General features: G+C 47.5%; 18 protein-coding genes and 1 riboswitch. Of the genes, 14 read left to right on the plus strand and 4 right to left on the minus strand.

The window, feature by feature from the left end:
• Positions 1-179: 179 nt before the first annotated feature.
• On the minus strand, positions 180-338 hold the full coding sequence (locus tag MKX59_RS22880) for a hypothetical protein (RefSeq protein ID WP_179085475.1): 159 nt from the start codon (positions 336-338) through the stop codon (positions 180-182).
• A gap of 294 nt (positions 339-632) precedes the next feature.
• Between MKX59_RS22880 and MKX59_RS22885 the strand changes: the two genes are divergently transcribed.
• From MKX59_RS22885 to MKX59_RS22905, 5 genes are all read left to right on the plus strand, one after another.
• Complete coding sequence (locus tag MKX59_RS22885) at positions 633-1,964, plus strand: extracellular solute-binding protein (RefSeq protein WP_076265141.1); 1,332 nt, start codon at positions 633-635, stop codon at positions 1,962-1,964.
• A 228-nt stretch (positions 1,965-2,192) separates the two neighbouring features.
• Positions 2,193-3,083 carry a carbohydrate ABC transporter permease gene (locus MKX59_RS22890; RefSeq protein ID WP_076265142.1) on the plus strand — a complete coding sequence of 297 codons (891 nt, stop codon included), beginning with the start codon at positions 2,193-2,195 and terminating at the stop codon, positions 3,081-3,083.
• Between the two features lie 5 nt (positions 3,084-3,088).
• Positions 3,089-3,922 (plus strand): carbohydrate ABC transporter permease, encoded by an 834-nt coding sequence (locus tag MKX59_RS22895; protein ID WP_445669768.1) that lies wholly within the window; start codon positions 3,089-3,091, stop codon positions 3,920-3,922.
• Between the two features lie 30 nt (positions 3,923-3,952).
• Positions 3,953-5,749, plus strand: a complete 1,797-nt coding sequence (locus MKX59_RS22900; RefSeq protein WP_340859016.1) for a sensor histidine kinase — start codon at positions 3,953-3,955, stop codon at positions 5,747-5,749.
• The gene (locus MKX59_RS22905; protein ID WP_028541242.1) at positions 5,730-6,914 is read left to right on the plus strand and encodes a response regulator; all 1,185 of its coding nucleotides are present in this window, start codon (positions 5,730-5,732) and stop codon (positions 6,912-6,914) included. The genes MKX59_RS22900 and MKX59_RS22905 overlap by 20 nt, the downstream gene beginning before the upstream one ends.
• Positions 6,915-6,986: 72 nt before the next feature.
• Here MKX59_RS22905 and MKX59_RS22910 read toward each other — a convergent pair whose 3' ends face one another.
• Complete coding sequence (locus MKX59_RS22910; RefSeq protein WP_071559438.1) at positions 6,987-7,892, minus strand: LysR family transcriptional regulator; 906 nt, start codon at positions 7,890-7,892, stop codon at positions 6,987-6,989.
• A gap of 160 nt (positions 7,893-8,052) precedes the next feature.
• Here MKX59_RS22910 and MKX59_RS22915 point away from each other — a divergent pair, with 160 nt between their 5' ends.
• The 6 genes from MKX59_RS22915 (at position 8,053) to MKX59_RS22940 (ending at position 14,766) form a co-directional block, all read left to right on the plus strand.
• Entirely contained in the window at positions 8,053-8,643 is a 591-nt protein-coding gene (locus tag MKX59_RS22915; RefSeq protein ID WP_013369033.1) for a flavin prenyltransferase UbiX, read from the plus strand.
• Positions 8,644-8,671: 28 nt separating this feature from the next.
• Positions 8,672-10,090: a non-oxidative hydroxyarylic acid decarboxylases subunit C gene (locus tag MKX59_RS22920; protein ID WP_023986668.1), complete on the plus strand. Its 1,419-nt coding sequence runs from the start codon at positions 8,672-8,674 to the stop codon at positions 10,088-10,090.
• 41 nt (positions 10,091-10,131) lie between these two features.
• Positions 10,132-10,356 (plus strand): non-oxidative hydroxyarylic acid decarboxylases subunit D, encoded by a 225-nt coding sequence (locus MKX59_RS22925; protein ID WP_340859017.1) that lies wholly within the window; start codon positions 10,132-10,134, stop codon positions 10,354-10,356.
• A 71-nt stretch (positions 10,357-10,427) separates the two neighbouring features.
• Positions 10,428-10,889, plus strand: coding sequence for a hypothetical protein (locus tag MKX59_RS22930; protein WP_069081122.1), 462 nt, complete (start codon positions 10,428-10,430; stop codon positions 10,887-10,889).
• A 164-nt stretch (positions 10,890-11,053) separates the two neighbouring features.
• Entirely contained in the window at positions 11,054-12,214 is a 1,161-nt protein-coding gene (locus MKX59_RS22935) for a serine hydrolase domain-containing protein (RefSeq protein ID WP_071559437.1), read from the plus strand.
• A gap of 215 nt (positions 12,215-12,429) precedes the next feature.
• On the plus strand, positions 12,430-14,766 hold the full coding sequence (locus MKX59_RS22940) for an Ig-like domain-containing protein (RefSeq protein ID WP_068941007.1): 2,337 nt from the start codon (positions 12,430-12,432) through the stop codon (positions 14,764-14,766).
• A gap of 70 nt (positions 14,767-14,836) precedes the next feature.
• On the opposite strand, the gene sdaAA is transcribed toward MKX59_RS22940, so the two are convergent.
• Together sdaAA and sdaAB are read right to left on the minus strand one after the other, a co-directional pair.
• Positions 14,837-15,736 (minus strand): L-serine ammonia-lyase, iron-sulfur-dependent, subunit alpha, encoded by a 900-nt coding sequence (gene sdaAA / locus MKX59_RS22945; protein ID WP_071559436.1) that lies wholly within the window; start codon positions 15,734-15,736, stop codon positions 14,837-14,839.
• Positions 15,726-16,415, minus strand: a complete 690-nt coding sequence (gene sdaAB / locus MKX59_RS22950; RefSeq protein ID WP_013308430.1) for an L-serine ammonia-lyase, iron-sulfur-dependent subunit beta — start codon at positions 16,413-16,415, stop codon at positions 15,726-15,728. Before sdaAB ends, sdaAA begins: the two co-directional genes overlap by 11 nt.
• Before the next feature lie 211 nt (positions 16,416-16,626).
• A riboswitch (glycine riboswitch) is annotated at positions 16,627-16,742 on the minus strand.
• A gap of 214 nt (positions 16,743-16,956) precedes the next feature.
• Between sdaAB and MKX59_RS22955 the strand changes: the two genes are divergently transcribed.
• From MKX59_RS22955 to MKX59_RS22965, 3 genes are all read left to right on the plus strand, one after another.
• Complete coding sequence (locus tag MKX59_RS22955; RefSeq protein ID WP_053324470.1) at positions 16,957-18,546, plus strand: DUF6359 domain-containing protein; 1,590 nt, start codon at positions 16,957-16,959, stop codon at positions 18,544-18,546.
• Between the two features lie 325 nt (positions 18,547-18,871).
• On the plus strand, positions 18,872-19,903 hold the full coding sequence (locus tag MKX59_RS22960) for an ABC transporter ATP-binding protein (RefSeq protein ID WP_071559435.1): 1,032 nt from the start codon (positions 18,872-18,874) through the stop codon (positions 19,901-19,903).
• Positions 19,881-20,807, plus strand: coding sequence for an ABC transporter ATP-binding protein (locus tag MKX59_RS22965; protein WP_028541233.1), 927 nt, complete (start codon positions 19,881-19,883; stop codon positions 20,805-20,807). The genes MKX59_RS22960 and MKX59_RS22965 overlap by 23 nt, the downstream gene beginning before the upstream one ends.
• Positions 20,808-20,810: the final 3 nt, after the last annotated feature.

The following is a 20,810-nucleotide window of genomic DNA, read 5'->3' on the forward strand; positions in this document are numbered from 1 at the left end:
AAGATAAAAGAGCACAGCCTTAACGGGCTGTGCTCTTTTTCCTATAACCGATTCATTTATCATTCACATGAAAGATCATTATCGTGGATTCGGTCAAAAGTTGTATGGTATCCTGGTTGTCCTTTGTATAGTGGTGCTTAGTCAGCATTTTTAACTGAGGACAGTATTAACTGGGGAAGTTAATCTATTTCAACCTGTTCTGTCTGAAGGACACTCAAGGCTTGAAGTTTACGGGTAATTTCTTTTTGCCACTTTGTATCTCCGACTTGTACGGCAAGATTGAGAAGATCCAAATAATCATCAATATGCAGGGAGGTTTTATTAAAAGTTTCTTTCACTGCGGTCCTGCCTCCTTTAAAGTCTATGTGTATTTATCATTTAATAATGATAATCATTATCAAACTATGATCTTATTCATATTATGCCTGTGTTCTAGATAAATTGCAAGTTATGATATGAATGAATTTTGAAGCACGCAAATGAGGGCTTGAAAAAACAAACCCTTCTCCTTAAGTTCACGCATTGTTCACGTCTTTTCTATGGAACATAATGAAAAGAACAAGCGGGCATTGAGTGTCCACCAATAAGGAGGGCAAATTGCGCAATGCTTCAACAAGAGGAGGAAAAAGACCATGAGCAGAACAAAAATGAAAGCGTTTGCCATTGTGATGGCGAGCGCCTTGGCATTGACGCTGGCAGCTTGTAATAACGGACAAAGCGCAAGTCCGGGAAATTCAGGAGAACCGAGCAGAGGCACCGCAACGAAAGATGTTACGATTACCTTTCAGAACATTAATCCTGATCCGAGCACCCCTTCGTACAAAATGATTAAGCAAATTGTAGGTCAATACGAGCAGGATCATCCTCATGTCAAAATTGAATTGGATTCGCTAAATACAGATCAACAAAAGCTCAAGCTGAAAACACAGGCAGCGGCGAAGGAAGTACCTGATATCACGATTGTAAACCCAGCTGCACAGATGAAGCCATTCGTAGATGCCGGGCTGCTGGCTCCATTAAACGATGTGGCTGATAAAGAGGGGTTAAAAGATACGTTTCAGAATGGACTTCTTAATTACTATAGCTTCGACGATAAGCTCTATGCTTTTCCGGACGGTAACAATATAGAAGTGGTGTTTTACAATAAAGAACTGTTCAAGCAGGCGGGAATCCAGAAGTTGCCGACCACCTTTGACGAGCTGATTACGACGGTCAAGACGTTGAAGGCGAAGGGAATTACTCCGATTGCCATTGGGGAAAAGGATTCATGGACGGGTTCCCTCCTTTTTATGAATATTTTGTTGCGTACAAATGAAGGGCCGAATTTTCTCAATGATGTACTGGACGGTAAAAAGACGTTTAACGACCCGGCTTTTGCGGAAGCGGTGGATGCATTTCAGGAATTGGTGCAGGCAGGAGCTTTCCCGGATGGAGCTACATCTATTGACTATAATGCAGGCGGTAATATTTTTAAAACAGGAAAAGCCGCGATGTATATCATGGGTACATGGGAAACGGGGTCAATTGATGCTTCTTCGGTAGCGGGTAAGGTAGGAGCGTTTCAATTCCCTACGGTGAATGGCAAGGGTGATGTGAATGAGTATGTAATTGCGCCGGGCAGCGCATTTGCGGTGTCTGCGAACAGTGAACATTTACAGGAGACGAAGGATTTTCTGCACTATTTTATTAAGGAGATGCCCAAAATTCAGTTTGATCTGAAAAATGCGATTGGCAGTGGTCAGAAAATGAAAGGTGATCTGAAGGAAGCGGGCTACTCCGAGTTAGCGATTAGTCTTAATGAGCTGTTCAAGAATGTAAAAGGGGGCGATCTCGCTTTTGATAATACGATGAATCCGGCTATTGCGCAGGCGCATCTGAGTAGCATTCAAAACCTGTTCGTGCAAAAAGAAGACTCTGCACAAGTTGCCAAGGAACATCAGAACACTTTTGAAGCGAATAAATAAGTGAGGATTTTGCAAAAATCCAATAAGCGACTCCCAATGAACAATATATAGATCGAAATGGCCTAGTTCGTCTAGATATTGCACTTTGGAGCGACTGGAATCGAATTTTGCAAAATCCTGAAGTAGCTGACACTAGGGAGGGGGCAGAGTGCTCCTTCCCTGATTGGAAATCATGTAGGTTGTGCATCCTCAGAAGATGTTCAGAATCAACACAAAGGAGATTAGAGCATGAATGTACTGAAGTTGCCAGCACGTACCATTGCCGTTTTCGTGCTACCCTGCCTGTTGTTGTATACCTGTATGGTATTTGTTCCGATTCTGGTGTCGGTGTATTGCGGATTGCTGGATTGGAACGGAATCGCCGAGGCAAAGTTCGTGGGGCTGGCTAATTTTGAACGGATTTTTACAGCAGATTCAGTGTTCTGGCCGTCCGTGAAACGGACTATGATGTTCGCTGTGTTTTCCATGCTGGAAATTCCGTTCTGTCTGTTGCTGGCGATCTTGCTTAATCGTTATGTGCGTAAGGCCAATACGCTGGTTACGATGTATTTTCTGCCGGTTATTCTATCGGTGGTCATTATCGGGCAGCTGTGGAAGACGATCTATAATCCAGCCTCGATGGGTGGAATGCTGAACGGTATTTTGCTGGCGATTGGGCTGGAAAGCTGGACACGCTCATGGCTGACGGAACCGCAGATAGCGATGTACGCCCTCTATTTTGTATCGTTGTGGCAGTATTTTGGCTATCATTTGCTTATCCAGTTTACCGGGGTACAAAATATACCGAATGAGCTGTACGAAGCAGCCAAAATTGATGGAGCTGAAGGATTCAAAGCAGACCGCTATATTACGCTGCCGCTCATTGTACCTATTTTCAAGATATCAATTGTATTAGCATTTATCGGCTCCCTGCAATCGTTTGATTTGATCTGGGTGATGACGGGTGGAGGACCAGCTCATGCAACGGATACAGTATCTACGTATATGTACAATATGTCCTTTTTATCGATGAAATACGGATATGGCAGCGCATTAGCTTCAATTCTCGTAGTGATTTGCTTGTCATTTACAATTGTGATAAATTTTGTTTTCAAACGAATAGAAAATAAGGTAAGCTAAAGGAGATGGAACTGTTGAATGCCTTGAAAAAAACGGGAGTCTTTACCTTATTGGCAATCTTAATTGTCACGCAGCTGTATCCACTCTTTTGGCTGCTGACCTATTCGTTGAAGACGAATGAAGAGATATTAAGCTCAAGCTTCTTTGCACTCCCTCAAGTGCCTCAGTGGCACAACTATCAGGAAGCCTATGAATCAGGGAGCTACTTGCGCTATTTAGGAAACAGTGTGCTGGTGACCGGGGTTACGATGATTTTCGTCATTTTATTAAGCTCAATGACTGCTTATGCGATTACACGTTTTTGTTGGCGCTTCGGGGCTGTTGTGCTGACTTTGTTTCTGATCGGGATGATGATCCCGATGCAAGCTACACTGCTGCCGCTGATGGTGATGTTTAAAAACGTCCATATTCTGAATACGTATTTCTCACTGATTTTACCCTACATTGCTTTTCAGACACCGATTGCGGTCTTCATCCTATCCGGCTTTATGCGGTCCATTCCCCACGAAATTGAAGAATCCGCTTACATTGACGGAGCGAGCATTTATCGTATTTTCCGCAGTGTAATCTTACCCATCTCGATTCCGCCTATCATGACGGTATGTATTTTAACTTTCATTAACATCTGGAATGAATACATTATGGCTGCCACCTTTATCTCGTCCGAGAAGCTCAAAACTCTCCCTTTCGGCGTATATACGTTCGTCAGCCAGTATTCTGTGAACTACGGTAATATTGGTGCTTTTCTAGTCATGGGTGCCTTACCGGTCATTATTATTTATTTTGTTCTGTCCGAAAATATCACCAAGGGCATGGTTGCGGGAGCGGTTAAAGGATAGGCGGCCGATGCGAAAGGAGCGCACGGAGGTATGCTGCGCCGTTTTCAATCCATTCAATACCGCTTGTTTGTTCTGTTCCTGTTGAGCATGTCCGGCATTGTGCTGGCGGTCAGTCTATTATTTTACAACCGTACTACGGTGCAGTTCCATGATAAGGTCAGCGAGCTGGCGCGTAAAAATGTATCCCAGACGGCAGGCCTGTTCGAATTGCTACTCGGCAGCTATAACAGTCTCTCCAAATCGATCAGCAATAATATGGATTTGGTTCGTCTGTTGACGACGGACAGCAGTGACTTACCTGCTGTCAATTACATTAACGAACGTACGATTACGAATATTCTGGGCGCTATCTATTATTCGCGTGAGGATCTGATTGGCATCCATGTCATCACAGACACAGGCAAGGTATATAACTATGGCAATTATATGAATGTCATTGATACTCATTACGAACATTCGGAATGGTATAAGGAAATTCGAAAGTCGGCGGGCAAAATTGCATGGCTGGGCGTGTATCCTCACTCTGTCATTGATCAGGTGGAAACCAGACCCGTGTTTGCGTTTGGACGGCAGCTCTATGATCTGGATGAACACAAGCCGATTGGTATTGTCCTGTTTGAGGCTGAGCCGCGTTCTGTTTTGTCCGCTCTCCACAATTTGCGGTTAGGCACCAATAGTCAGGTATATTTGTTGGGTCATGAAAATCGAATTGTGTCGGCCACTTCCTCTGATCCGCCACCGGATTTGCAAAATCTAGAGCAGCAGGTACCGGAGGAGGATGTTATTGTAAATCGAAGTAATGAAAGAGTTGTAATCGCTTCCAAGTTGCCGTTTGCCGACTGGTCTGTGATTAGTGTGACACCTAGTGAGGATCTGAACGTGGAGTTGGTGCAAAATCAAAGGTACTTATTTATCGTGGCACCTATACTTATTATTGTGTCGGCGTTAATTGCATCTATCGTCTCCAGAGGCATTTCCCTTCCACTCAAGCGAGTCATTCGGGAAATGAAGCGGGTAGAGACAGGAAATTTCCGTCATACGGTAAACACCAAATCCTATGAAGAAATCAACCAACTAGCTACCTCTTTTAACCATATGGTAAGACGGATTGCAGAGCTAATCGAGCTGGTGCGTATATCATCGGTCAGTGAAAAAAATGCGGAGCTGCACGCGCTACAGACGCAGGTCAATCCACATTTTCTGTATAATACGCTGGATATGATCTATTGGATGCTGGATGAAAAGGGACAAGATCAGCTCGGAGAGGTGGTCCTCTCCTTATCCCATATGTTCCGTTACAGCAGCCATTGGGAAGAGGGGGCCGATGTAAGCCTTCGTGAAGAAGTGGAGCAGGTTGGGCACTATCTCACCATTATTCAAACTCGGCTGGAGGGTAGGGTATCTGTAGACATTAGCATTGATGAACGATGGATGGATATCCGCCTGCCGAAAATGACCTTACAGCCATTGATTGAAAATGCAGTGAAGCACGGACTGGAGCCTCTTCATGCGGATACAGGTGGCAAGCTGCTCGTCAGAGCGGAGGAATATGACGGTGTATTGAGCCTGCACATCATCGACAACGGTGCAGGGATGGAGTACGAACGATGGGAGGTGGTCCAGGTCGCTTTGGCAGAACCCGGCAAACAGGCGGGCAGCGGGCAGGCGGGAGGCATCGGCCTGCAAAACCTAAATTTACGGCTACGGCACATGTTCGGAGAAGAGTACGGCCTACGGATCTCTAGCGCACCTGGGGCCGGAACAACAGCCACTGTAAGTGTGCCTCTGCCACAGAAGGAGGAGAAACATGAATATTCTGATAGCTGACGATGAAAATATGATTCGGCAGGGGATTCGGCGTACCATTGGCCAAGCTCTACCAACCTGCGGCATTCATCTCGCTGCTTCCACCGAGGAGGCAGCAGGCATTCTGGCGGAGCATCCTGTAGATATTGTATTAACTGATATCCTGATGCCCGGTATGGATGGTCTGGAATTCATGCGTATTTCTAAGCGAAAGCATCCTCATCTGCAGTGGGTTGTCATCTCGGCCCATTCCGACTTCCAATATGCACAAAGAGCAGTAAAGCTGGGTGCCAAAGACTACCTGTTAAAGCCGATTGGTAAAAAAAAGCTGCTGGAGTGCATTGAAATACTGGCAGCCGAAGCGCTTGTGGCCTCGCAGCAGGCGAACGAGGGTAGGCTTCTCAAATCCAATATGGTTTATTTGCGTGAAGCCGTTTTCCAACGCTATGCCCTTGGACTGGATACGGGCAAGCTGGATATACAGCCTTTTGTCGAAAATTATCCGGAATTCCATCTCTTCATGGTTCGCATGGAACCTGATCACAAGCAGACACATCTGGAGCATTTTATGATTGAAAATGTACTGTCCGAGCTCATTGAGGCAGGAGGCAGCGGCTTTGTCGTCAGTCTAGACCGCCATAGTCTGCTGGGCATTGCAAGGGTAAGAGATGAGGCAGAGGCCGCACGGCTAGAGACGTTGCTCGAATCCCATTTGAAGCGTTATGTGAAGGTGCCCCTACAAATTACACGTTCGGGTGTTCATCACAATTTTGCCTCCATACCTGAAGAGGTGGCGCGACTAAGACGTACGCCAGAGGAGATTGCAGCCGCAGCAGCGGATACAGGAGAATGTCTCCGCAAAGGAATGCATACGGTAGATGTGGCATTGCAATACATTCGGGCTCACTTTACAGAGGAGCTGTCGCTGGAGAAGGTGGCTTCAATCGTATTTTTGAATCCGGTGTATTTCAGCCAGTTATTCAAGCAAAAGACGGGACAAGGCTACAAGGATTACGTCATTTGCTTGCGTATGGAGGAGGCGAAGCGGCTGCTCAGTGATCCTCATCTGCGGCTGGCTGATATTTCAGAGCGGATCGGCTATCAGGATATGAGACATTTTACACAGGTATTCCGGCGCAAATGTGGAATGACTCCAACCGAGTATAGACATCAGGGAGTCAAATAAGGCGGTATCAACGACCGAATGAAGGAAGTTTTTCAAGCATCAGACTGTTTCAGGAGTAGAGCGGTGGAGCATCTACTCGGGAACAGTCTTTTTCGTGTCTCCAGCTTGTAGCAGTTCAACAAATTTGCGAGCTGCATTGGATAAATAACGATCCTTGCGCCATACGACGGCAGGCTGTGTGAAGGGGAATGGCTCCTTAATGGAGAGTGTGCGAAATCTGTCCCCGTATTCTTGTCCCAAGCCAGCGTCTGGAATAATGGTAATTCCCATGCCTGTGGAAACGAGCGAGAGAATGGTCGATATTTCTGGACAGTCCAGTACGACGTGCGGAATAAGATGGTGTTCCTGAAATTTGCGGATGACGGTTTCGTATAGTCCGTGTCCTTCTGTTCGGCGTCCCAACAAGAGGTCATAGCTGGCAGCTTCCTCTAAGGTAATTTCCCCACTGGGATGGCGATCTGCCCATTCACACGGAAGAACCGCAACAAAAGAAACTCCCTCCAGTTCAATCGTATGGTACGATTTGTCATCTACCGGAAGCAGCAGCAGGGCCAGATCCACTTTATTTTGGTGCAGCAGTTCTTCCAGATGATGTGTGTCTCCGTGTCCTATTTTAACGTATACCTCTGGAAAATCCTGATGAAAGCGGCTGAGTTGTTCAGTAATCAGAGACATACAGGCGGATGACGTGCCTATGGAAAGTGTACCAGTTACTTTGTTTTCAAACTCCCCAATTTCTCTACAGGTGTCCTCCATTTCAGCCAATAATCGCTTGGCGCGTGTATACAGTGTATATCCGGCCTCGGTTACCTCCCACTTCTTTCCTTCACGGTAAATCAGCTTTACGCCAAGCTCGTCCTCCATATTTTTGAGTTGTTGACTCAGCGGAGGCTGGGCCATGTTGAGCGTTCTGGCGGCCTTGGTGATTTGCCCTTCCTCCACGATGACGCAAAAGTAATGCAGATGCTTCATGTCCATTGGGATTCCTCCTTATTTCTAAACAACGCTTCAATTTGAATACTTTTAAAGTATGTATTCCATATATTATATATATTTTTCGTGTGCAAGGAACGGGCGTATAATTTTTGACAGTAATGCATGGGTGAACATAAAACGATGGGATGGAAGGAGGGGACATATGAAGAAAATCATTGTAGGAATATCGGGAGCGACAGGATCGATCTTCGGTATCCGTATATTACAACAATTACGAGAGGCTGGAGTCCAAAGCCATCTGGTGCTATCCCCGTGGGCTATTGCGAACATTCCCTATGAGACAGGCTACACGGTGAAGGAAGTGGAGGCAATGGCGGATGCAGTCTACTCGTATAAGGATCAGGCTGCGCGTATTTCCAGCGGCTCCTTTCGAGTAGACGGCATGGTCGTCGCTCCTTGCAGCATGAAGACCCTTGCCTCTATTCGTATAGGTATGGCGGACAACCTGCTTACCCGATCAGCGGATGTGATACTGAAGGAGCGAAAGAAGCTGCTGCTCATGACCAGGGAAACACCATTAAGCAGTATCCATCTGGAAAATATGCTGGAGCTGTCACGTATGGGCGTGATGATCCTGCCGCCGATGCCTGCCTTTTATAATCATCCTGCAAGTATCGAGGAATTAGTGGATCATATTGTTTTTCGTGCATTGGATCAGTTCGGTATTGTCACAACCGCAGCCAAACGCTGGGATGGAATGAAGCAGAATGACTCCAGGCTGCACCAGAATTGAGAAATCGAAAGACGAAGGAGAATGAACAATGGCTTATAAAGACTTTCGCGATTTTCTACACACCTTGGAAAAGGAGGGACAATTACTCACGATCAGCGATGAGGTAAAGCCGGAGCCGGACCTCGCAGCAGCTAACAGAGCATTAAACAATCTTGGAGATAAGACGCCTGCTCTCTTTTTCAACAACATCTATGGATATACGGATGCTCGTATTGCAATGAATGTGATGGGCTCCTGGCCCAATCATGCCCTCATGATGGGAATGCCCAAAAACACGCCGCTCAAGGAGCAGTTTTTTGAATTTGCCAGACGCTATGAACAATTTCCGGTGCCCGTGAAGCGGGAAGAAACCGCTCCTTTTCATGAAGTCGAGATTACAGAGGATATTAATTTGTTTGATATTTTGCCGTTGTTTCGTTTGAATCAGGGGGACGGAGGATTTTACCTGGATAAAGCAATTCTAGTTTCACGCGATCTGGATGATCCGGACACCTACGGTAAGCAAAATGTCGGCTTATACCGGATGCAGGTGAAAGGCAAGAACCGTTTGGGCATCCAGCCTGTACCACAGCATGATATTGCGATCCATATCCGTCAGGCTGAGGAGCGCGGCGAAAATCTGAAGGTGGCTATTGCCCTCGGATGTGAGCCTGTGATTACAACGGCTGCTTCTACGCCGCTGCTGTACGATCAATCCGAATATGAGATGGCGGGCGCCATTCAGGGTGAGCCTTATCGTGTGGTCAAAGCGAAGAATGCAGATCTGGATCTGCCTTGGGGAGCCGAGGTCATTTTGGAAGGCGAAGTGTTAGCAGGTGAACGTGAGTATGAAGGTCCATTCGGTGAATTCACAGGTCACTATTCCGGCGGTCGCGCGATGCCAGTCATTCAGATTAATCGTGTATATCACCGCAAACAGCCTATCTTTGAGCATCTGTACATCGGGATGCCTTGGACGGAAACGGATTATATGATCGGTGTGAATACAAGTGTACCGTTGTTTCAGCAGCTTAAGGATGCTTTTCCTAATGAAATCGTAGCCGTTAATGCCATGTATACGCATGGGCTGGTCGCTATTATTTCCACGAAAACCCGGTATGGCGGCTTTGCAAAGGCTGTGGGAATGCGTGCGTTAACGACTCCGCATGGATTGGGGTATTGCAAGCTGGTGATTGTGGTGGATGAGGAGGTCGATCCGTTCAATCTGCCGCAGGTCATGTGGGCTTTATCCACCAAGCTTCATCCAAAGCATGATGCTGTCATTGTTCCTGGCTTGTCTATTTTACCGCTTGACCCCGGCTCTGATCCGGCAGGTATGACGCACAAAATGATATTGGATGCGACGACACCTGTAGCACCGGATATTAGAGGACATTACTCGCAGTCGCTCGATTCCCCGTTGGGTGTAGCAGAATGGGAGAAAAAGTTGAGCCAAATGCTTCGTTGAATATTTTTTAAAATAAAGAAAGATTAAAGGAGTGCTGACAGATGAATATTTGTCCCCGTTGTGAATCTAATCGTTCGGAGGTTGTTACCCGCTCGCCAGTTAAAGGCGCCTGGGAGGTTTTGTTGTGCCCTGTATGCCTGTTCACATGGCGGACCTCAGAACCGGATAGCATTACTGATCCAGCACAGTATAAATCGGCGTTCAAGGTAAACCCCAAAGATATTCCGAATGCTGCTCATGTTCCTCCTATTCCAGAGCGGATATAGGGTCGTTCGTAAGTAGCCGTAAATTATGGTACTTTGAAGTTATAGGCTAAATGTAAAGGGGATTATACTTCATGCAGACACCAAGGATCGGTAAGGAACTGTTCACGCTACTGGACGGTAAGGTATTGGAGGACAAGCAGCATGAAGCAATGATGCTGCTGACGGTCACGGAAGATCAGTGGCCGCACATAGCGATGATTAGTGTGGGCGAAGTTGTAGCGCTGGACGAGGGGAATTTGCGTCTGGCACTATGGCCAGGCACGACCACGACGGGCAACATGATTCGTACCAGGAAGGCGACGCTTGCGGTGTTTACCGGGGGGAAGGCGCATTATGTGCGGTTGTCGCTGGAACATCTGCCTGCTTTGCCCGAAGCCAAGCATGTACGTGAGCGATTTGCGGCTCATGTTTTTGCAGCCAGAGAAGATTCGGCCCAATATGCGGATATCTTGACAGGTGTCACGGTCCGTCTCAAGGAACCGGAATCGGTGATCCATCGCTGGAAGGAAACGGTGGCCGAGCTGTTAATGTAAAGCCATCTGATTATGACAAATAATCTATGTATTTACCAAGTTTACCGTTAAAATAAATGCGGGGAATAAGCGCTTACAAGGGATCGCGCTGAGCTTGTTAGAACAGGAAATTAGAGCGCGAGGGGAAGGTTGTTTCTTTTGAAGGAAAAATAGGAGGGATGAATATGTCTCGTTTTGACAAGGTAGATCAGCTATTGAAACATTTCGTAGCAAATGGACCGGCAGGTTGCGGTTGTGCCATTGCCCAGAATGGTCAAGTGTTGTATGAAGGGTATCATGGATATGCTGATCTGGAAGCCCGAAAACCAATCACTGAGGATACAGTGTATCGCTTGTTTTCCATGACAAAAGTTGTTGTCTGTGCGGCTGCACTTATGCTGTACGAACGCGGGGAATTTTTGTTGAATGAGCCTTTGTATGAATATTTTCCCGAATATCGTAATGCGCATGTATTCAAAACCGCTCCTAACGGATACACCTATGTGGATAAGGCGGAGAAACCCATTTTAATTAAGCATATATTCAATATGAGTGTGGGTCTTCCTTACGCTTCCGAGTCTTCAGAGACAGGACGGGCCATGCAAAAGGTCCTTACAACGTTAAAGGAAAAGCAGGGGAAATATGATCTGCGCACAGAAATTAAAGCGCTTTCTGAGATTCCGCTTTCTTTTGAACCGGGAACACGCTGGTTATACGGATATGGACATGACCTGGTTGCAGGTCTTATTGAAGTGATTTCAGGTAAATCATTAGGGCAATTCCTAAAGGACGAAATATTTGATCCGCTTGGAATGAACAATACAGGTTACCGATATTGTGGAGATATTGAATCGCGAATGGCCTCCTTTTATCAACGGACAGACGCCGGAGAACTAGAGAAAATAGAGGGTTTCTTGGATGAATATCATCAGCCAGATGCTCTATATGAAAGTGGGGGCGCAGGTCTGTATTCGACAGTTAAGGAGTACCTTACATTTTCACAAATGCTGTCGAATGGAGGTATGGTAGATGGTGTGAGGCTATTAGGGAGGAAAACCATTGATTTAATGCGCACCAATCATCTGAATACAGATCAATTATTGGATTTTACTAATTCATATCATACAGGTTATGGTTACGGACTGGGCGTGCGCACGTTAATTGATAAAGCGGCTGGGCATGCAAATAGTTCTATTGGAGAATTTGGCTGGACGGGAGTAGCAGGCACTTGGGTTTCTATAGATCCAAGCGAACAATTCTCCGTCGTTTATATGCACCAACTGGCTCCTAATATGGAAGAATACCATCATTTGAGAGTTCGCGCAGCAGCTTATAGCTGTTTGTAAATGCGAGGTTGTGGGTCTGTTGGGTAAACTCTTCACTATGGCTCTGAAGCTACACAAATTGTAATGTCTAATCTTTATCAGAAATGATCTAGTTAATAAGGACCAAATTTCCTTCGAAGCCTAAACTATTCTTTTCCATATGACGACATAAAACGTAGGTGTAAGGATTTTGCGAAATCCTTAATTTAAGTTTTGGAATGGGAGGGAATTAGATTTTGAAGAATAGATGGTCCGGTTTTCTGGCGTTGGTCATCCTGATTTCAAGTTTTACATCATATGCAGGGTTTGCATCTGCTGCGGATGCGGTGCTTTCCAAGATTGTCCTTTCCTCTAACGAGGTAACTTTGCAGCAGGGAGATACGGCTGCGTTGACGGCTACTGCTGTTTTTAGCGATGGGACAACCTCGAATGTAACCGTAAGCACGGATTGGAAAAGTGATAATACAGCTATTGCTACTGTGTATAACGGTACAGTTTCGGCCAAGGCTGAAGGGGAAGCCACCGTGGTTGCGACCTATAAAGAGAAGGTGCAATCGGTTCAGGTACATGTAACGAAAAAGGTTAAGGCGCTGACATCCAGTGTACAAAGCCTGAACTTGCGTTCAAGCGGTACAGGACAGGTTGATTTGACAGCGACATACAGTGATAATACAACAGCTCAGGTTTCGGGTGATGCTACTTGGACCTCCGATAATCAAAAGGTAGCCACAGTAGTTAACGGATTGGTTACCGCTCAGGGAGCAGGTACAGCCAATATTAAGGCCGTATATGGTCAACAGACCGTAACCATTGCTGTGCAGGTGGAGCAGGTTAAACGTCTCGATGTCAGTTCATCAGAGGTTTCTCTTTTGCTGAAGGATACTGAGAAGGTTAAACTTACGGCGACGTTCCCGGATGGATCGGTACAGGACGTAACAGAGTCCGCTGAATGGAGCTCCAGCAATGCAGCTGTGGCGGATGTACTGAAAGGCACCATTACCGGCTACAGCGCGGGAAAGGCGACAATTACAGGTAAATATGGCACGATGTCCGCTACGATTTCGGTAGATGTCGATCAAACGAATAAGCTGAAAGCCAGCGAATCCAATATTTTTCTCCGTCTGGATGAATCTAAAAAAATACAAGTTTCTGCCGTTTATCCGGATGGGACGGTAACGGATATCACAGATAAAGCTACTTGGACATCAAGCGATGAAAAAATTGCGACTGTGAATAAGGGAACGATTATGGCCATTGGAGCGGGTTCGGCTACGGTGACCGCTAAGTATGGAGATAAGACTGTTTCGATCAAGACAGATGTCGAAACCTCCAGATATTTGGATTTGAGTGAGGACAAGCTGAGCCTGAATGCCAAGGAATCCAAAAAGCTCAAGCTGACCGCAACGTATGTAACAGGTACGGAAGAAGATATCACAAGTAAGGCAGAGTGGAAGTCCAGCAATGAAGATATCGCTTTTGTCAGTGCGGGAGAAGTCACGGGTTATAAAACAGGTGAGGCTACGATCACCGCTTCTTATGGTGGCAAAACAGTTACAGCTACGGTATCCGTAAATGTACCCGGTGATCTGTCTCTGTCCTCCAAAACGGCAACGATTGATATTGATGAGGACTATACTGCAACTTTGACGGCTACTTATGCGGATGGGCGTAAGGAAGATGTAACACAGGATGCAGAATGGGCTTCAAGCGCGGAAGATATTGCTTCTGTGTCCAAAGGAACGATTACGGGTAAATCCGCTGGTAAAGCGGTTATTACAGCGACCTATAATGGCAAAAAACTGACGATTAACGTACAAGTAGGCCTTGTAGACCGTCTGGAAACAGACTCGCGTGTAATTGCGCTTGGTGCTCAGGAAACGAAGCAGCTGAAAGTAACAGGAGTTAAGAGTGGCGGTACAAAAACAGATGTAACCAAGGACGCCACCTGGACAACGAGCAATGTAAAAGTGGTTGAAGTTAGCGAAGGTTTGATCAAAGCGAATGGTAGCGGTAAGGCAACGGTGACTGCTTCATATGGCAAGCAAAACATTACGTTTACGGTAGAAGTGGACGTAGCGCAAAAGATTGAAGCGGATGCAATCGCGTTGTCACTTAAATCCGGAGATCAAAAAACCATCGCGATTGTGGTTAAATCGAGTGATGGTAAAGAAAAGGACGTTACGGCCCAAGCTGAATGGAAAACGTCTAATTATAAGGTAGCCACTGTTAAAAAGGGTCAGGTTACTGCGGTTAGCTACGGTAAAGCTAACATTCAGGCGAAGTTTGGCGGGAAGGTAATCAGCGTACCCGTGGATGTTGATACGCTTAAATATCTGCAAACAGACGAAGTTGCTTTGAATTTGAAGGCAGGACAGCTGGCCAAGGTTACGGCTACAGCCACGTATAAGGATGAGTCGGAGAAGGATGTTTCCAAACCGGCTGTCTGGTCCTCGTCCAGAATTGTTGTTGCGACCGTCAAAGACGGTAACATTAAGGCACAGGGCAAGGGCAAAGCAGTAATTACTGTGAAATATGCAGGTAAAATGACGAAGATACAGGTAACCGTTCAGTAAAAAAGAGAGCAAGCATACGTCCAAGGACGACATGCTTGCTCTTTTTTTTAAGGAGGCTACCTCTTATAGATTATGACTTATCCTTCTTGGTCGGTGTGTTGCGTGTAAGTGATTCAGTCAAACGCTTGCCAGTCGGCGTCTGGGCCAAGCCGCCTTTGGCGGTCTCGCGGTGCTTCGACGGCATCGCACTGCCGACTTCAAGCATCACGTCAATGACTTCGTCAGACGGAATAGCGCTGCGCACACCCGCCAAAGCCATATCCGCTGCGGCAAGCGCAGTCACGGCTCCCAGCCCGTTGCGCACGATGCACGGAATCTCCACGAGTCCGGCGACGGGATCGCAAATCAGGCCGAGCGTGTTCTTAAGAGCGAGGCCCACGGCGTGAACAGCCTGTTCAGGCGTACCACCACGCAGCTCGACCATAGCGCCAGCAGCCATCCCGATAGCTGAACCAATCTCAGCCTGACAGCCTCCCTCCGCGCCAGAAATGAAGGAGTTGTTGGCGATCACGTAGCCAATGGCTCCAGCGGCGAACAGGCCTTTCACCATATGCTCATCATCCCAGCCGAACCGCTCCTGCGCACTGATGAACACACCAGGGATAACCCCACATGAGCCTGCGGTAGGCGTGGCGACAATACGACCCATGGATGCATTTACCTCCGACACAGAGAGGGCATAAGCCATGGCCAGCGCGGAGGCATCGCCGGAGCAGGTTTCCCCTGACCGCAGATACTCGGCTAGGCGCTTGCCGTCACCGCCCGTCAATCCACTGCGGGATACGGTGTCTTGTGTCTGACCGCGATGAACGGCTTCCTTCATGACTTCATAATAATCAGACATTTGGCGAAAGATTTCTTCCTCCGTTGTATTCGTCTCTTGTACCTGCTCTTGAATCATCAAACGGCCAATTGTGGTGGATTCTTCAGCGCATAAAGCGCTGATTTCATGCAGATGGCTAAACCGCATCGGATTCAGCTCCTTTTTTCAAATTAATCATCTTAATTTCATACATATGAGGTAAAGAACGCAGTTCCGCAATCAGTTCAGCTGGAGCAGAACTGTCCGTTTCAATGGCGGTGAGTGCTTCACCATCCCGGCCTTTGCGATCTACGTGCATATAGGCAATGTTAATGTGGGCCGCGCCCAGCGCTGAAGTTATCGCGCCCAATGTACCGGGCTTATCCGAGTGGAGAAGCACCAGCGTAGGCAGCTCCCCGGTCAGATTGACCCGGAATTCGTTGAGCTGCTGGACATGGATGCTGCCGCCGCCGATGGAGGAGCCCAACAGTGTGCGCTGATCCTCGCCCTTCCACAGCTCGAAACGGACAGTGTTCGGATGTGGCGCGGGGAGTCCGCTGACGGCGAATTCCACGGCCATCCCGGCTTGCTCTGCCCATTGCTCGGCATCCGGAATCCGGTGATCGTCCGTATCGTAATTAAGCAGCCCTGCGATGAGCGCCAGGTCTGTACCGTGTCCTTTATACGTGTCGGCAAAGGAGCCGTACAGCGTCATGCGGGCACGGTCAGGCTGCGTCCCGAGCCAGTGCCGGGCAACGCGTGCGAGCCGCACCGCGCCTGCGGTGTGTGAACTGGAAGGTCCGGTCATGGCCGGACCGATAATAGAAAATACATCTTTGAAACGCATGGTGTGGCCCCCTGTATGTTCTAATACCATACTATATGGTATTTCCGCGTCTTTGCGCGGTTATGACGGTTCCTAATGCTGACGCACAATGTGAGCACAAAAAAGGACAGGATAAGGAAGTTTCCCTTATCTCTGTCCTCGTTACCTGAGAGTTTCGTGCGGTGTTCTTACCGCCTTACCCCTTGGGTGGCTTGCGCTCTCTCCAGAGTTGCGTCAGATGACGATACATGGACCTGAGAGATTATCCGCCAGCCGGGTGCTGGCGTCTTGCTCCTTCGGTGCCGCCAGAGCGTAGGCTCCCTGGACAGACTCTCCCGTCATCTTCATTCGCGTATACCGTTCTACATGTCTTTCTTAGCGTAATGTATGCCGTGCTCGGTGTCAATCACAGGTTTAATTTTTACATAAACAGGTGCGTTTCCAATAAAAAAGATTAAAATTTACATAATTATGGATGAAACCAGGAAGGAATTAGAAGATTGGCGGCTAATCTGATAAAGGACAAGTATATTTATGGAAATCATAGGAGGGATATTGACGTATGGTAAAAGGCTTGCGATTCACAGGTTCACGCTTAAAAGGGATGTTGCATCTAGCAGCGATCGTATCACTGCTGATTGGGATCTTTGTTCCATTCGGTCAGGTCAAGGCGGAGGGAGCATTGACAGTAGCCGAAGCACTTCAGCGCCAAAGCAGTGGAGGTACGGTGACGGTGGAAGGTTACATCGTCGGACATGCTACCGGATCGAAAACGGCTAACTTTTCTTCCCCGTTCGCGAATGATTTTAACGTACTGATTGCCGATCAGGCAAATGAACGTAATACGTCTAATCTGTTGGATGTACAGCTGACTTCAGCGTACAGAGGGCAATATGGGCTATCAGGCCATCCTGAGCTGATCGGCAGCAAAATTCGTGTGACGGGTACACTCGGCGCCTACAATAATTTTGGTGGAGTGAAAAGCCCAAGCGCTGTTGAACTGGTGAGCGGAAGCGAGCCGGGGGAACCAGGCGAACCTGGCAACCCGGGTCAACCCGGTACTACACTGCCGGATGGAAAAGGCAAAAAGGTGCTGTTCGATAATACGCACGCACAGACCGCTGGTGCAGCAGATTGGGTCATTGAAGGCGCCTTCTCCGACTTTGCCAATGGACTGCGTAATGTAGGCTTTACGGTAGACCAATTGAATCGTCCCATTCCTTTTACTTATGGAGAGCAGGCTATAACATATGATAAGTTGCGCCAATATGATGTGTTCATTATTGGTGAAGCGAATGTTGCCTTTAAGGCATCCGAGCAGGCTGCACTGCTGCAATACGTGAATAGCGGGGGGAGCGTCTTCTTCATCTCCGATCATTATAATGCGGACCGTAACAAAAACCGTTGGGATTCCTCCGAGGTTATGAATGGTTACCGTCGTGGAGCCTATACTAATCCGGCCAAGGGCATGACTGCAGAAGAAGCTGCATCACCGGCGATGCAAGGATTAACAAGCTCCGATTGGCTGGCGGCCAACTTTGGCGTTCGTTTCCGTTACAATGCGCTGGGTGATGTGAATGCTACCGACATTGTAGCCGCAGATCAATCTTTCGGCATTACCAAGGGTGTGCGCTCGATTGCAATGCATGCAGGATCTACGCTGGCTATTATTGATCCTACCAAGGCTAAAGGCATTGCTTATATCCCTTCAGGCACGAAAAAATGGGGTAATGCGGTAGACCAGGGAGTTTATAACGGCGGGGGCCGTGCGGAAGGACCTTATGCTGCTATTTCCAAGGTAGGTCAAGGCAAGGCAGCGTTCATCGGTGATTCTTCCCCTGTAGAAGATGCTACACCGAAATATGTGCGTGAGGAAAACGGACAGTCGAAGAAGACATATGATGGTTTTAAAGAAGTGGATGATTCCACCTTCCTGGTGCAGACGGTTCAATGGCTTGCATGGAAGCAGGACTACACGAAATTGTCTGATGTGGCAGGTTTGACTCTGGATCAGCCAACGAAGCTTCTACCATTTGAGGAGCCTGCGGCTTCCACAGAACCGCAGCCTGAGCCTTGGTCTGCTCCAGCAGCAGGCTACAAATGGTACGATCCTAGAACGTTCAAGTCTGGCTCCTATGGAGCGGCTTCGTAATTATCGCCAGAAGCTCAATGTGAGCTGGTATTAGTTAGTCGTTTGATCCCTGCAGAGGGATCAGGCGACTTTTTTTGTGATGAAAATTAACCTGTGGTTGGTTATTTCATTACATTTTGTTCCAGAAAGACCGCGCTACTGCTGGATCATTGATTTTTTAAATGATGTTGATAGCATAATCTTAATTGATATATCCATATACTGGTGATAGGATGTATTCAAATTATTCCGACAAAAACGGTATGTAATGTTCATGAGAGGTTTTAAACATCAAACATGGTGAGAATAAGCGGGACAAGACCATGGAGAATGGAGGAAGCGCGCATTGAATACCGGACCCGTGTTTGAAATTAAAGGATTATCCGTATCTTTTCGCATCAATGATCAATATCACCCCGCAGTCGACCATCTGGATCTGACGGTCAACCCCAATGAAGTGCTGGCTGTAGTCGGAGAATCCGGCTGTGGCAAAAGCGCGCTGGCGCTTTCGATCGCACAACTGCATGACATGGAACGCACGCGTGTAGAGGGAGAGGTCCTTTTTAAAGGCACGGACCTGAACCGTCTTTCTTCAGGGCAAATGAATAAAATCCGCGGAGCGGGCATTGGCATGATCTTTCAGGACCCGCTGACAGCACTCAACCCGTTAATGAGCATTGGTAAGCAGATTGAGGAAAATCTTGATTATCATACGTCACTATCTACGAAGCAAAAAAGGGAACGTGTGCTGGAGCTGCTGGAAAGCGTAGATATACCGAATCCTGTGCGTGTGTATGAGCAGTATCCGCATGAACTGTCAGGAGGGATGCGTCAGCGTGTGATGATCGCGATTGCCATAGCTTGCCGACCTTCTCTTATTATCGCAGATGAACCAACTACTGCGCTCGATGTAACGATCCAATCGCAAATTCTCGACTTGCTCAAACAGCTTCAACAGGAGAGTGGGAGCGGAATTATCTTGATTACGCATGATCTTGGTGTTGTGGCAGAAGTAGCCGACCGCGTGGTGGTCATGTATGCCGGAGAAATCGTGGAGAGCGCTGATGTTTTTGAATTATTCAGGCATCCACAGCATCCGTACACGCGTTCTTTGCTTGCTTCCATGCCGGGATCGCATACCAAGGGGGAATCACTGCATGTCATCGGCGGCATTGTTCCCTCATTACAAGATATTCCCCGCAATAGCTGTCGCTTTGCCCCGCGTATTCCCTGGATTCAGCAGGGAGTGCATGAAGACCATCCCCAACTAAATGAAATTTCCCCTGGACATTGGGTCCGTTGTACATGTTACCAGCATTTTCATTTTGAAGACGAGGCAAAGGGGGAAGCTGCTCATGGCACTACTGGAGTTAAATGATTTGAGGGTCCACTATCCGGTGCGCGGTGGTTTCTTCCAGCGTGTTATCGATCAGGTGAAAGCAGTGGATGGCGTGTCGATCAGCATTGAGGCAGGCCAGACATACGGGCTGGTGGGAGAATCCGGCTGTGGAAAAACGACGACAGGCAGGACGATCATCGGTCTAAATAAGCTGACGAGCGGACGGATTCTTTTTAAGGGAAAGGACCTTGCGGCTCTGAGCCGTAACAACCGTCATCCGCTGCGTAGAGACATTCAGATGATTTTTCAGGACCCCTACTCTTCGCTCAACCCGCGCAAGCGCGTATTGGATGTCATTGCTGAACCGCTGCGAAATTTTGAAAGGCTGAGCAGTGAGGAGGAACGGAGGAAAGTACAGACGTTGCTGGAAAAGGTCGGCTTGAACGCCGATGCAGCCTACAAATATCCGCATGAATTTTCCGGGGGGCAACGGCAACGGATCGGGATCGCGCGTGCGCTGACATTAAACCCCAAGCTGATCATTGCTGATGAGCCGGTGTCGGCACTGGACGTTTCCGTGCAGGCACAGGTGCTGAATTTTATGAAGGATGTGCAACGGGAATTTAATTTGACGTATTTGTTCATCAGTCATGACTTGGGTATTATCCGCCATATGTGCGACCAAATCGGTATTATGTATCGAGGCCGTCTAGTGGAGCAGGGGAGCGAGCAAGACATTTATGAGCGTCCACAGCATCTGTATACCCAGCGCCTCATTGCAACCATTCCCAATATTGATCCTACAAAACGGCTGGAAAATGCCCAAAAAAGGCGAATGCTCTTATCCTCCTACAAAACAGAGCTGCCCAAACATCTAGACGTGAGTGGAAAGCCGTTTGCACTAAAATCAGTAAGTCCATCCCATCAAGTCGCGCTACCATAAGGG

This window comes from Paenibacillus sp. FSL R7-0340 (genome assembly GCF_038002205.1).
Lineage (GTDB): Bacteria > Bacillota > Bacilli > Paenibacillales > Paenibacillaceae > Paenibacillus > Paenibacillus polymyxa_B.

Coding starts and splice junctions, on each gene's coding strand:
- MKX59_RS22900 (WP_340859016.1), top strand. CDS start 3,953: ATGCTGCGCCGTTTTCAATCCATTCAATACCGCTTGTTTGTTCTGTTC.
- MKX59_RS22910 (WP_071559438.1), bottom strand. CDS start 7,892: ATGGACATGAAGCATCTGCATTACTTTTGCGTCATCGTGGAGGAAGGG.
- MKX59_RS22915 (WP_013369033.1), top strand. CDS start 8,053: ATGAAGAAAATCATTGTAGGAATATCGGGAGCGACAGGATCGATCTTC.
- MKX59_RS22920 (WP_023986668.1), top strand. CDS start 8,672: ATGGCTTATAAAGACTTTCGCGATTTTCTACACACCTTGGAAAAGGAG.
- MKX59_RS22935 (WP_071559437.1), top strand. CDS start 11,054: ATGTCTCGTTTTGACAAGGTAGATCAGCTATTGAAACATTTCGTAGCA.
- MKX59_RS22895 (WP_445669768.1), top strand. CDS start 3,089: ATGGAACTGTTGAATGCCTTGAAAAAAACGGGAGTCTTTACCTTATTG.
- MKX59_RS22885 (WP_076265141.1), top strand. CDS start 633: ATGAGCAGAACAAAAATGAAAGCGTTTGCCATTGTGATGGCGAGCGCC.
- MKX59_RS22930 (WP_069081122.1), top strand. CDS start 10,428: ATGCAGACACCAAGGATCGGTAAGGAACTGTTCACGCTACTGGACGGT.
- sdaAB (WP_013308430.1), bottom strand. CDS start 16,415: ATGCGTTTCAAAGATGTATTTTCTATTATCGGTCCGGCCATGACCGGA.
- MKX59_RS22925 (WP_340859017.1), top strand. CDS start 10,132: ATGAATATTTGTCCCCGTTGTGAATCTAATCGTTCGGAGGTTGTTACC.
- MKX59_RS22965 (WP_028541233.1), top strand. CDS start 19,881: ATGGCACTACTGGAGTTAAATGATTTGAGGGTCCACTATCCGGTGCGC.
- sdaAA (WP_071559436.1), bottom strand. CDS start 15,736: ATGCGGTTTAGCCATCTGCATGAAATCAGCGCTTTATGCGCTGAAGAA.
- MKX59_RS22905 (WP_028541242.1), top strand. CDS start 5,730: ATGAATATTCTGATAGCTGACGATGAAAATATGATTCGGCAGGGGATT.
- MKX59_RS22890 (WP_076265142.1), top strand. CDS start 2,193: ATGAATGTACTGAAGTTGCCAGCACGTACCATTGCCGTTTTCGTGCTA.
- MKX59_RS22955 (WP_053324470.1), top strand. CDS start 16,957: ATGGTAAAAGGCTTGCGATTCACAGGTTCACGCTTAAAAGGGATGTTG.